This window comes from Bifidobacterium stellenboschense (genome assembly GCF_000741785.1).
GTDB classification, from domain to species: domain Bacteria; phylum Actinomycetota; class Actinomycetes; order Actinomycetales; family Bifidobacteriaceae; genus Bifidobacterium; species Bifidobacterium stellenboschense.
On the sequence record NZ_JGZP01000008.1, the window covers coordinates 1 to 12258 of the forward strand.

Here is a 12258-nt window from a genome sequence, read left to right on the forward strand (position 1 = left end):
GCACCGCCGGCCGCGCCGCCGCTACGGCGCGAGGCGGCCGGCCGGGCCTCGTGGAACTCGTCCACCGTGCCCCACTGGCCGCATTCGGGGCATTTCCCATACCATTTCGTGCCCGTCCAGCCACATTCCGAGCACAGGTACTGCACATTCGTCTTCGCCATGCCTCGACGATACGCACGCAATCAAGAAACCGGTAGATGTATACCGGTTTGTCGCTGTCCTTCGGAGTGTCGCGTCGCGACTCCGCCATACCAGCGCATCCGCGACTCCGGCAAACCGTCCGCGCCGCCGTATTCCGGCGTTCCGCGCCGGTCATAGCGTCACAAGGCTGTGCCACAATCGGAACCATGTCGAATACTCGTAGTTCCGCGCAGCACGGCCACGGCAAACTGATCGCCGTCATCATCGCCGCTGCGCTCGTCGTCGTCCTCGCCCTGCTGTCCGCATTCGTCTGGCCCGGCTGGGCGCTCAACAAGAACGCCGCTGGCACGCAGAACAGCGCGCAGCAGACCGCGGAGCCGACCACGCCGAGCATCAAGGCCACGGCCCTGCCGGACAACGCGACCGAACTGCTCAAGGCCATGCCGGACAGCGTGCTCAACTACGCGCGCACCAAGGCGGACGCCTCGACCACATGGAACTCCGCCACGCCGCTCGAGGAGTACACGCTCACCTATTCGACCGGCAAGAAGGCCGCCGACGTGACGCTCGTCGTCGCCCAGTGGAGCACGTCCGACCCGGCGAAGACCCAGTACGACGCGCTCGCCAAGAACCTGACCGGCAAGTCGATCGCATCGGGCGCGGTGAAGGTACAGGGCGACACCACCGGCGACTACGTGGTGAAGACCGATTCCGGCGACGCGAAGAAGGCCACCGCGCTGTGGCGCAACGACACGGTCGTGTTCCAGGCCACCGGCTCGAAGGCCGCGGTCCAGCGGTTCTACCAGAAGTTCCCGCTGTAAAGGAGTTCCGGGATCACACGGCGACGCACGGGTGGCGTAGTCCGCGAGAACGTGTATACTCGTGCGAGTTGCAACTTTTACGATTAATCGGATTGGAGGCTTCAGATGGGTTCCGTCATCAAGAAGCGCCGCAAGCGGATGAGCAAGAAGAAGCACCGCAAACTGCTGCGTAAGACCCGCCACCAGCGCAAGTAGTCTTACCTGCATCAAGGCATGAGAAGACCCCCGCGGACCGGAAGGTTCGGCGGGGGTCTTCGTTATGCTCGCGGGTCCGGCCGACCTGATCGGCCGGACCTAGGCGAACCGACTCACTTGTTGCCGTTGGTGAGGACGCGCGGACCGTTCGGATCGCCGACGATCACCTTGTCGACCATGTTGAGGAACAGGCCGTGCTCGACGACGCCCACCGTGTTGATGAGGTCCTCGGCCAGCTCGAACGGGTGCTCGATCTTCTCCAGATGCAGGTCCACGACGTAGTTGTTCTCGTCGGTGCGGACCTCCTTGCCTTCGGCGTCGAGGCGCAGGACCGGCTTGTAGCCCTTGGCCTCGAACTTCTTGATCACGTGGCCGGCGCCGAACGGGATCACCTCGACCGGCAGCGGGAACTTGCCGATCGTGTCGACGACCTTGGATTCGTCGACGATCCACACGATCTTGTCGGAGTTGGTGGCCACGATCTTCTCCCACAGGAGGGCCGCGCCGCCGCCCTTGATGCCGTTGAAGTTCTTGTCGACCTCGTCGGCGCCGTCGATGGTCACGTCGATGTGGTCCACGTCGTCGATGTCGACGATCTTGATGCCGTAGCTCTCGGCCTGCGCCTGCGTGCGGCGGGAGGTGGTCACGCCGGTGAACTGGAGACCTTCCTCCTGCACGCGGCGGCCGAGCTCGTCGACGAGGAACTTGACGGTGGAGCCGGTGCCCAGGCCCGCGATCATGCCGTTCTCGATGAGCTTGGCGGCCTCGATGCCGGCGGCCTTCTTGAGGGCGTCCTGCTGTGCCTTATCCATGATGTGAATCCTTTCCTTCCATATGAAAAGTCGTTTCCATCCTAACGCGGGTGGAAGATTGTGCGCGGCTGTGTGCGCTCGTGTTCGCCAAATGTTCAGTCGCGCAGGAAATCCGCGTCCGTGATCGTGAGATTGCCGTCGCCGTCCACGAACCCGTCCACCGCGATGTATCCGCGCACGTGCATCGGCGTGCCGTCGAAGTACGGACTCGTCTTCGGCGCAGGCGAGAACCGCACGTCGCCCGTCACCCTCAGTCCGCTCGGCGCGGGAAGCGCGGGCTGCGCGACGGGCTGCACGACGGGTTGCACGGGCTGCGACATGGACTGCGCAATCTCCATGTGTGACGACATCGCGCGCATCTCCGCCGGCATCGTGCGGCGCGATGCGCGCACGTCCGCGTCCGACACGGCATCACTCACGCCGCCGAGATCGTCCGGCACGCCCTCCGGCTCGGCGAGAAGGTCCGCAAGACTCTTCCGCGATTCTGAGTCGTCCCGCGTCGCGAGTCGTCCCGCGTCGGCCGCGTGCTCGCGCAGGCTCGCCGCGTCCGCCTTGCCGTCCAGCACGAGCTGGACGTCCGGCGGCACGTCGGTACCGCGCGAGTATTCGGAGTTCAGCAGCGCGCGCCATCCTTCGATCGGCAGGTATCCGTCACGCGCGCCCGACCGGCAGTCGCCGGCGTACGTGCGCGCGAGTTCGTCGACGAGCTCGTTGCCCGCGTTGCCCGCGTGCCCCTTCACCCATTTGAATTCGACGGGACCGGGACGCTGCGAGATCGCCTCGTCGATCGCCTGGATGAGTTCGCGGTTCTTGACCGGTTTCTTCTGCGCGTTCTTCCAGCCGTTGTTCTTCCAGCCTTTGACCCATTTCGTCGAACAGTTGATCGCGTACTGCGAATCCGATTCGATGATGAGCTTCTGTTCTCCCGGATGCGCGCGCAGCGCTTCGAGTACGGCGCACAGTTCGCCGATCTGGTTGGTGCCGTTCGTGGCGCCGCCCGCGTCGTAGCCGCGCGAATCGTGCTCGTGGCCCGGTTCGCCGCCGTCGCCTGCGTCTTTCGCGTGGTCGGCCCACGCCCAGCCCATCGGTCCGTTCGGATTGCCGAGCGCGGACCCGTCCGTCGATACCACAATCGTGTCTGTCATGCCTCCCACACTAATGGCACCCGCGGGCGGGAATCTACCCGCGGGCGGGTGTGATGGGGATTCACCCGCGGGTGTGATGGGGGGATTCACCCGCGATGAAACGATCACCCCCATCCCCGCCGACGGATTCACGGACCAGGGCATCGGATGTTGCGCGGATCCGTGTCGTGTGAGGGCATAACGAGGTGTTATGCGGGTCCGTGTCACGCGAGGGTATCGGGATATTATTTCGGGTCCGTGTTCATGCAAGGACATGGGGTGTTATGCGGGTTATGTGCCACACAAGGGGTGCCACGACGTTGCGTGGCACGCGTTCGCGCCACATGACGCCGTGCATGGTGGATTTGCGCTTTGTGTGGCGTGATACCGCGCCACACTCGGCAGGAACCGGTGGGTTCTGCGTAAGTGTGGACGAGAGGCCGTGCCACGCGACGTGTGATGTGCTCATTTTCGTGCTTGTGTGGCGTGATACCGCGCCACGTGACGTGTCCGTTTCGCGGTTAAGTGCTAAAAAGTGTCGTGGAACGCATTTTTTGGTGGATGACAATGTCGTCATTGTTCGGCACTTAAGCCGTATCCGGAGTATCCGCGCTGTCTGTTGCTGTTGTGCTGGGGGGGGGTGATTGTGTGCGTTGGCTCGGCCATGTTGGGCGCGTGGGTCCGGCTTGTCTGTTCGGGCGCGGGATTGCGGGGATTCGCGTGCCACGCAATGGTGCCACGCAATGGTTGCCGGAACGTTGTGTGGCACGGTATCGCGCCACACAACACCGGTGTCGGCCCGATTCGAGCTCATGTGGCTTGATTTCGCGGTGAATGTGTGCCATACAAGCCCGCAAAGCGCGAAATCCTCCCGAGTGTGGCGCGACCCTGAGCCACACTATCCGCCGGAACCCGTTTCGTGGGCTTTCGTGGCACGTTTTCGTGTCCTCGGTGTGCCACTTCGCGCGCCCGCCCACCGATTCCGGTGAAGTGTGGCACGCTCGTGCGCCACACTTCACCGCTGTACCCTTTGTGTGGCACGGCTTGTTGCCATCGTGGGGTGATGGAACGTGGACGCATGGACGGATAATGTCGCGTGTGGCGTGGACGTGGTGTACAGTAGTGGAGTTGCATGTCGTGGCATGCCTTCGGGCAGGTTGCGAATGCATGATTCTGGGTTCGTAGCTCAGTGGATAGAGCGTCTGTCTCCGGAACAGAAGGTCGAGGGTTCGAACCCCTTCGAGCCCACTGCAGAACAGCCTCCGTATCGTTGATACGGAGGCTGTTGCCGTGTGGGGGCTATTTCTTGGATCCCGCGCGCTTGACCGGCCGCTTCGTGCGTCCGGCGTGGGCGTGGTCGAACCGCATCCATGCGCCGTCCTTGGCGGTGATTACATCCGGGCGGCCGAATTTCGCTTGGAACCGTGCGGGATTCGCCTCGACCCTGCGCACCGTATCCGCGTCGATCGGCTTCGTCTCGGCGATGCGGATACGCGGCCCCTCCACCTTGAACGCGGCGAGCAGGAGACGCCCCTCCCCGTCACGCACCGGCCACTGGAATCCGCTCCTTCCCGCATTGGTCCACATGACCGTGCTTGCCGTCGTCAGCGTCGGGTCGGCGTTCCCCTTGCCGACGTCGACCGTGACGGGACTGTAGGGCAACAGGTTCGCGCGCACTCCGGTCAGTCCCTCCGGCACCGGAATCGACGTCGATTCATGCCACATGCGGATTCCCATGCCGACGACCGGAATCACGATGACGACCAGCACACGCAACGCCCACAGGAAGGCGGGCGGCCAGGGCAATCCTCCGATGAGCCACGCGATGACCAATCCCATGATGAGCAGCGCCAGCCACACGGGTGTGCTCGTGCTCTTCATCTTCCGCCAGATGCTTGCGGCGGTTTTGCTGTCGCCGGTAATCCAATCCGATGCCATACGAGCATCATATCCGTTCATCCGCCCGGAGGCCGTTTCCCGATTCGACCGGCTGCCTCGCGCGGTCGGGCGCTTCATGCGGCCGCGCCGTGACCGTATGACGGGCATCGCGCACGGCGGCGACACATGCGCTCACTACACTGCTGGGTAATCGATCGCCCGTGCGGCACCGGCCGCATCGGTCACGGCGCCGGCTGCGGCGTCGGGCGAACGGCGAGCCAACCGAGAGGAGCACATGATGAGCGAAAAGATGGAAGCGGTCGCGACCTCCGAGGCGCCGGCGGCGCTGGGCGCGTACAGCCAGGCGGTCAAGGCCAACGGCTTCGTGTTCGTGTCCGGCCAGCTGGGCATCGACCCGGCCACCGGCGAACTGGCCGGCGAGACCGCGGGCGAGCAGGCCGCGCAGGCGTTGAAGAACATCAAGCACATCCTCGACACGGCCGGCACCGGCATCGAGCATGTCGTGCGCGCCACCATCTACCTGAAGAACGTGGAGGACTTCAAGGAGGTGGACGCCCGCTACGCCGAGGTGTTCATCGGTTCCGTGAAGCCGGCGCGTGTCGCGTTCGGCGGCAACGACATCCCGAAGGGCGCGCTCGTCGAGATCGACGCGATCGCCGTGCTGTGATCGCGGCCGGGGCCATGCTCCCGACGTTGCGGGCGTTGGTATCATACGGTAGTCGCCGCATGACGACTTGACACGGATGATATAAGGAGTCCCAGCATGGCCCACGCCGGCAATTCCGACGACAATCACGGCAATGATCTCGAACGCAAGATGGAGTCGCGCCACCTGACGATGATCTCGCTCGGCGGCGTGATCGGCACCGGCCTGTTCGTCTCGTCCGGCTACACGATCCACCAGGCTGGCCCGCTCGGCGCGATCCTCGCGTACGCGGTCGGCTCCGTGCTCGTCTACTGTGTGATGGTCTCGCTCGGCGAACTGTCCGTCGCGATGCCGTACGCGGGCAGTTTCCACATGTACGCGAAACGGTTCATCGGCCCCGGCACCGCGTTCGTGATCGCCGTGCTCTACTGGCTCAACTGGGCGGTGGCGCTCGCCAGCGAGTTCACGGCGGCCGGCCTGCTCATGCAACGTTGGTTCCCGGACAGTCCCGCATGGGTGTGGTCGGCGGTGTTCATCGCCGTCGTGTTCGCGCTCAATATTCTTTCCGTACGCCTCTACGGCGAGGCGGAATTCTGGTTCGCGTCGATCAAGGTGTTCGCGATCGTCGCGTTCATCGTGATCGGCCTGCTCGCGATCTTCGGCGCGATACCGATCGCCGGCTACACGCACGCGCCGCTGTTCGGCAACTTCACGGCCAACGGCTGGTTCCCGAACGGCTTCGCGCCCGTGTTCTCCACGCTGCTCACCGTCGTGTTCGCGTTCTCCGGCACCGAGGTGGTGGGCGTCGCGGCCGGCGAGACGAAGGACCCGAGCAAGGCGATCCCGAAGGCCGTGCACACGACGGTGCTGCGCCTCGCGATCTTCTTCATCGGCTCGATCCTCGTGATGGCCGCGCTGATCCCGTGGCACCAGGCGGGCGTGGAGACCAGCCCGTTCGTGCTCGTGTTCCAGTCGATCGGCATGCCGTTCGCCGGCGACGTGATGAACTTCGTCGTGCTGACGGCCGTGCTGTCGGCCGCGAACTCCGGCCTGTACGTGTGCTCGCGCATGGTGTGGTCGCTCGCGAAGGAGCGTCTGATCCCGGCGCGGTTCGCGAAGACGAACTTCCGCGGCGTGCCCGTGTGGGCGGTGCTGTTCTCGATGGCGGGTTCGCTGCTCGCGCTGCTGTCGTCCGTGGTCGCCGCCTCCACCGTGTATCTCGTGCTGGTCGCGGTCTCCGGTCTCGCGACGTTGGTCGTGTGGTTCTCGGTGTGCGTGTGCCATATCCGGTTCCGGCGCGAATGGCGTCGCGACGGTCATACGGTCGACGAGCTCGGCTACCGTGCGCCGGGATTCCCGGTATTGCCGTGGATGGCGATCGTCATGTGCATCGGCGCGCTGGTGCTCGTCGTGCTCGACGAGACGCAGCGTTCGACGCTGCTCTATATGATTCCGTTCGTCGCGCTGTGCTATGGCGGGTACCATCTGCTGGAACGTCGACGCGGCAGCGCCACTGGTCGGTGACGTTGCGGTGTCGTGACGGTGCAGCGCCGTGACGGTGCAGCGCAAGAATTCCCGGGAATAATCCGTATCGTCCGGGATTTCTTGCACTGAGACGTGGTCAGTGCAAGAATTCCCGGGAATGTGGGTCGGTTTCCGGGATTTTTTGCGCTGGGGGATGGTCAGTGCGAGAAATCCGGGATGACGGGGATGTTCTCCGGGATTTCTTGCGCCGGTCGGCTCGGGCGGGGCGACGGTTGAGCGATGACGCGGTTGGGGACGAAGAGAAAAGGCGACGATAACGACTGGCGGGGAACGTCGGCGCGGTCGGTATTCTTGGAAGAATGAATCCTGAAGCGTTGAGCGAACTCATTTCGCGTATTGCCCACGAGCTTGTCGCCGCCGGAAAGGCCGGACAGCTCACCGAAGACCTCATCCCGCCGGTCGCCAAATTCGCCGTCATGCGTCCGAAGGACCGCGCGCACGGCGACTGGGCGTCGAACGCCGCGATGCAGCTCGCCAAGAAGGCCGGCATGAAGCCGCGCGACCTGGCCGACCTGTTCGCCGCCGAACTCACCGCCGCCGACGGCATCGCCAAGGTGGAGGTCGCCGGCCCCGGCTTCATCAACATCACCCTCGACTCCGCGTCCGCCGCGGCCGTCGTCGACGCGGTGCTCGCCGCGCCGCGCACCGACGCCGGCGTCTCCGCGTTCGGTCGCAACGACCACCTCGGCGGCGAGACCCTGAACCTCGAGTTCGTCTCCGCCAACCCGACCGGACCGATCCACATCGGAGGCACCCGCTGGGCCGCCACCGGCGATTCGATGGCCCGCGTGCTCGAAGCCAACGGCGCGAAGGTCGTGCGCGAATACTACTTCAACGACCACGGCGAGCAGATCAACCGCTTCGCCAAGTCCCTCGTCGCCGCCTGGGCGCATGACAACGACTTGGGCGCGCAGGGCTACCAGACCGAGACCCCGTTCGACGGCTACAAGGGTGCGTACATCGACGAGATCGCCCGCCGCGTCGAAGCCGAAGCGAAGGCCGACGGCGTCGACCTGACCACGTTGCAGCACGAGGATCAGGGACTCAACGCGGACGGCGAGCCGATCGGCGAATCCGATTCCGAGCTGCGCGAGGAGTTCCGCAAGCGCGCCGTGCCAATGATGTTCGACGAGATCCGCAAGTCGATGAAGGACTTCCACGTCGACTTCGACGTGTGGTTCCACGAGAACAGCCTCTACCAGGACGGCGAGGTGGAGCGCGCCATCGCCGAACTGCGCGGCCGCGGCGACATCTACGAGAAGGACGGCGCCACCTGGTTCGCGTCCACCAAGCACGGCGACGACAAGGACCGCGTCATCATCAAGTCCAACGGCGAATTCGCATACTTCGCCGCCGACATCGCCTACTACTGGAACAAGCGCCACCGCGCGCAGGACCCGGCCGACGTGGCGATCTACATGCTCGGCGCCGACCACCACGGCTACATCGGCCGCATGATGGCCATGTGCGAGGCGTTCGGCGACAAGCCGGGCGAGAACATGCAGATCCTCATCGGACAGCTCGTCAACGTGATGAAGGACGGCAAGGCCGTGCGCATGTCCAAGCGCGCCGGCAACGTCGTCACCATCGACGACCTCGTCGACGCGATCGGCGTGGACGCGTCCCGCTACTCGCTCGCGCGCACCGACTACAACTCGCCGGTCGACATCGACCTCAACCTGCTCGCCTCCCACTCAAACGACAATCCGGTGTACTACGTGCAGTACGCGCACGCGCGCTCCTGCAACGTGGACCGCAACGCGGCCGCCGCGAACGTCACCACGGAAGGCGCCGACCTCGGCCTGCTCGACACCGAGGCGGACGGCGAAGTGCTCGCCGCAATCGCCCAGTGGCCGGCCGTCGTCAAGGAGGCCGGCGACAAGCGCGCCCCGCACCGCGTCGCCCGCTACCTCGAAGACCTCGCCGCCACGTACCACAAGTGGTACAACGTGGAGCGCGTCGTGCCGATGGATCTGACCGGACTCGAGGAGCGCGGCAGCGAAGCCGAACGCGAGGCGCTGCGCATCGCCAAGGCCCCCGAACCGGCCCGCGCCGCCGCCCGACTCAAGCTCAACGACGCCGTCCAGGCGGTCATCGGCTCCGGCCTCGACCTGCTCGGCGTCTCCGCCCCGGACAAGATGTAAGGAATCGGCGAAGCCGATACGCATTTCGGCCCCCGCTGGCGGGGCTGAGCCGTGAAGAAAACACCGGAGGTGTTTTTAGGCGAAGGCCTGACGACAGTCAGGCTCAATGTATACAGCGGACTGGGGGTGGTCCGATGGCCTGTCCGTCGACCGCCCTCCGGCATTTCATGCCACCTCCCGCCAGCGGGAGGGGAAAGAAGGACCTGATATGGCCATCACACCGATCTGGCCGGCCGCTTCGGCCGTGGACAGCGAAACCGGCGCGCTCACCTTCCACGGGCGCACCGCCGAATCCCTGCTCGACGAGTTCGGCTCGCCGCTCTACCTCATCGACACCGATGAGGTGCGCGACCGCGCACGCCACTTCGTCAAGGCCGCCGCCGACGCGTTTCACACGTCCACCACGCACGTGAGCTTCGCCGGCAAGGCGTTCCTTTCGAAGGAGATCGTGCGCATCGTCACCGAAGCGGGCATGCTCGTCGACACCTGCTCGATGGGCGAGATGCGGATCGCGCTCGCCGCCGGCGCGCCCGGGCGCCGCCTCGTGCTCCACGGCAACAACAAGACGGACGAGGAGATCGCGCTCGCCATCGAGGAAGGCTTCGCGAAGATCGTCGTCGACTCGCCCGACGAGCCGGCACGCATCGCCGCCATCGCCGAAAAGCTCGGCAAGCGCGCCAAGGTGATGCTGCGCGTCACCGCCGGCATCCACGCGGGTGGCCACGAGTACATCTCCACCGCGCACGAGGACCAGAAGTTCGGCGTGCCGCTGCTGCCCACCGGCGCGGACGCGGGTGTCCTCGGCGTGCTCGACACGCTCGCCGCCGAACCGGACGCGGCGACGCCCGCCGCGACCAACGCGCGGCTCGTGGAGCGCGGTGACCACCCTCAGTCCGCTTCGCGGACAGCTCCCGCCAGCGGGAGCGGGGAAGGTGCCGGTCCGCGTGCGGGATTCGTTAGCGGGAGCGGGGAAGGTGCCGGTCCGCGTGCGGGATTCGTTAGCGGGAGCGGGGAAGGTGCCGGTCCGCGTGCGGAATCCGTTAGCGGGAGCGGGGAAGGTGCCGGTGCTCGCGGCGCGCGTGAACTGCAGTATGACGTGAAGTATCCGTATGACCTGAGCCATGAGCAGGTCTCCGAGACGGACAAGGCGCTCGCCGAGGCGATGAGCACCGTGGCAGACGGCCCGGCGCTCGCCGTGCTCAAGGACATCCTCCGCCATCAGGACACGCTCGAACTGGTCGGCATCCACTCGCACATCGGCTCGAACATCCACGATGCGGACGCGTTCATCCAGGCCGCCAAGCGCATGATGCTCCTGCGCAAGACGTTCTACGCGACCGACGCGTACACGCTGCCCGAAGTTGATCTGGGCGGTGGCTACTCCGTCGCGTACACGGACGGCGAGGATTCGATGGACGTGCGCCGCGAGCTCACGCGTCTCGCCGAGGCGGTCACGGGCATCAACCGCGCGCTCGGCATGCCCGCGCCGGCGATCAGCTTCGAGCCGGGCCGTTGGATTGTCGCGCCCGCCGGCGTGACCCTCTACCGTGTCGGCACGATCAAGCCCGTGCATCTGAGCGACGCGAAGGACAAGGCGGGCGAGCCGATCACGGAACGCGTGTACGTGTCCGTCGACGGCGGCATGAGCGACAATATCCGCCCCGCACTGTACGGCGCCGACTACACGGCCCGCCTCGCCAACCGCCGCGGATCCGACGAGACGATGCTCGTGCGCGTCGTCGGCATGCACTGCGAATCCGGCGACATCGTCGTGCATGAGGTGCGGCTGCCCGCCGACTTGAAGCGCGGCGACATCCTCGCCGTGCCGGTCACCGGCGCGTACGGCCGCACGATGGCGTCGAACTACAATCAGGCGCTGATTCCGGCGGTCGTGGGCGTGAGCGAGAGCGGCGCGCATGTGATGCTGCGCCGCCAGACCATCGACGACCTGCTGTCGCTTGATGTGAGCGAGTGAGATACGACTGAGCCCCCGCTAGCGGGGGGACTGTCACCATACCTTCGTGCCGACAGTCCAAAACGACCAACTGCGCCCCCGCTGGCGGGGGCTGTCAGCGAAGCTGACTGGGGGTGGTTGCGGGCTTGCGCATGGACCACCCCCAGTCCGTCCAAGGGACGGACAGCCCCCGCCAGCGGGGGCGAGAATGCCTAGCCAGTGAGACGGGACCGCTCAATTTGTGGGGCGAGAATGCTTAACCGGCGGGGTGGGACTGCTGTCGGCGAGGGCGAGAATGCTCGGCCGGCCAAGTTTGTTGTTACTTTGTGGTCATCGTGCCGAGCTTTTGGCCGGTGGCGACGGTGCGGCCGACCTTGTCGACGTCGAGCGAGGCGATCGCGGCGGGGTTCGTGAACACGACGATCACGTCGGTCGGCTTGCCGGCCGCCTTCACCGCCTCCAGATCCACGCGTTCGATCGGCTTGCCGGCGGTGACGGTCTGGCCTTCGGCGACGAGCATGTCGAACGGTTCGCCCTTGAGCTGCACCGTGTCCACGCCGATGTGGACGAGCACCTCCACGCCGCCTTCGGTGGTGATGCCGACCGCGTGCTTCGCGTTCGCGACGGTCGTCACCGTGCCGGACACCGGGGCGACCACGGTGCCGGAGGTCGGAACCACGCCGAAGCCGTCGCCGAGGATCTTCGCGGCGAACGTCTCGTCCGGCACCTCCTCGACCGGCTCGATCGTGCCGTCGACCGGCGCGACGATCGTGATCGGGGCGGGGGAGTCGGATTCCGTGGCCTCGGGCTTATGGAACAGGTTCGAGAACAATCCCATGGATATCCTCCTTGATCTGGGATAAGGATGCTTCGGATACCACCGTACACCACGAAGGCCGTCCTTTCGGGAAGGAACGGCCTTCATGGCGTACGATGGCGCACGGGCGTACGGATGCGCGTCATGCGCGCCCGCCCGC

Annotated in this window: 10 protein-coding genes, 1 tRNA gene and 1 pseudogene; 7 read left to right on the forward strand and 5 right to left on the reverse strand. The window is 65.7% G+C overall.

Annotated elements, in window-relative coordinates; all coding sequences use genetic code 11:
• Positions 1-161, reverse strand: a pseudogene (locus BSTEL_RS12300) (DNA repair protein RadA); the annotation flags it as partial.
• Positions 162-347: 186 nt separating this feature from the next.
• Here BSTEL_RS12300 and BSTEL_RS03150 point away from each other — a divergent pair.
• Positions 348-962 (forward strand): hypothetical protein, encoded by a 615-nt coding sequence (locus BSTEL_RS03150; RefSeq protein WP_034527069.1) that lies wholly within the window; start codon positions 348-350, stop codon positions 960-962.
• 105 nt (positions 963-1067) lie between these two features.
• Positions 1068-1157, forward strand: a complete 90-nt coding sequence (locus BSTEL_RS11705; protein ID WP_004268639.1) for a 30S ribosomal protein bS22 — start codon at positions 1068-1070, stop codon at positions 1155-1157.
• A 113-nt stretch (positions 1158-1270) separates the two neighbouring features.
• Here the strand turns inward: BSTEL_RS11705 and rpiA are convergent, their stop codons facing one another.
• Together rpiA and BSTEL_RS03160 are read right to left on the reverse strand one after the other, a co-directional pair.
• A complete protein-coding gene (gene rpiA / locus BSTEL_RS03155; protein ID WP_034527071.1) occupies positions 1271-1969 on the reverse strand; it encodes a ribose-5-phosphate isomerase RpiA in 699 nt (232 codons plus the stop codon).
• A 95-nt stretch (positions 1970-2064) separates the two neighbouring features.
• Positions 2065-3054: a ribonuclease H family protein gene (locus BSTEL_RS03160; RefSeq protein WP_034527121.1), complete on the reverse strand. Its 990-nt coding sequence runs from the start codon at positions 3052-3054 to the stop codon at positions 2065-2067.
• Between the two features lie 1214 nt (positions 3055-4268).
• Between BSTEL_RS03160 and BSTEL_RS03165 the strand changes: the two genes are divergently transcribed.
• Positions 4269-4341: transfer RNA gene (locus tag BSTEL_RS03165), tRNA-Arg, on the forward strand.
• Between the two features lie 51 nt (positions 4342-4392).
• Here BSTEL_RS03165 and BSTEL_RS03170 read toward each other — a convergent pair.
• Positions 4393-5031 (reverse strand): hypothetical protein, encoded by a 639-nt coding sequence (locus BSTEL_RS03170; RefSeq protein WP_034527073.1) that lies wholly within the window; start codon positions 5029-5031, stop codon positions 4393-4395.
• Between the two features lie 238 nt (positions 5032-5269).
• Between BSTEL_RS03170 and BSTEL_RS03175 the strand changes: the two genes are divergently transcribed.
• The 4 genes from BSTEL_RS03175 (at position 5270) to BSTEL_RS12680 (ending at position 11302) form a co-directional block, all read left to right on the forward strand.
• Complete coding sequence (locus BSTEL_RS03175; RefSeq protein WP_034527123.1) at positions 5270-5659, forward strand: Rid family detoxifying hydrolase; 390 nt, start codon at positions 5270-5272, stop codon at positions 5657-5659.
• Between the two features lie 96 nt (positions 5660-5755).
• The gene (locus BSTEL_RS03180) at positions 5756-7162 is read left to right on the forward strand and encodes an amino acid permease (RefSeq protein ID WP_034527075.1); all 1407 of its coding nucleotides are present in this window, start codon (positions 5756-5758) and stop codon (positions 7160-7162) included.
• Between the two features lie 320 nt (positions 7163-7482).
• Positions 7483-9327 (forward strand): arginine--tRNA ligase, encoded by a 1845-nt coding sequence (gene argS, locus BSTEL_RS03185; protein ID WP_034527077.1) that lies wholly within the window; start codon positions 7483-7485, stop codon positions 9325-9327.
• A 208-nt stretch (positions 9328-9535) separates the two neighbouring features.
• On the forward strand, positions 9536-11302 hold the full coding sequence (locus BSTEL_RS12680) for a diaminopimelate decarboxylase family protein (protein ID WP_034527079.1): 1767 nt from the start codon (positions 9536-9538) through the stop codon (positions 11300-11302).
• A gap of 298 nt (positions 11303-11600) precedes the next feature.
• Here BSTEL_RS12680 and BSTEL_RS03195 read toward each other — a convergent pair whose 3' ends face one another.
• On the reverse strand, positions 11601-12119 hold the full coding sequence (locus BSTEL_RS03195) for a PTS sugar transporter subunit IIA (RefSeq protein WP_034527081.1): 519 nt from the start codon (positions 12117-12119) through the stop codon (positions 11601-11603).
• Between the last annotated feature and the right edge of the window lie 139 nt (positions 12120-12258).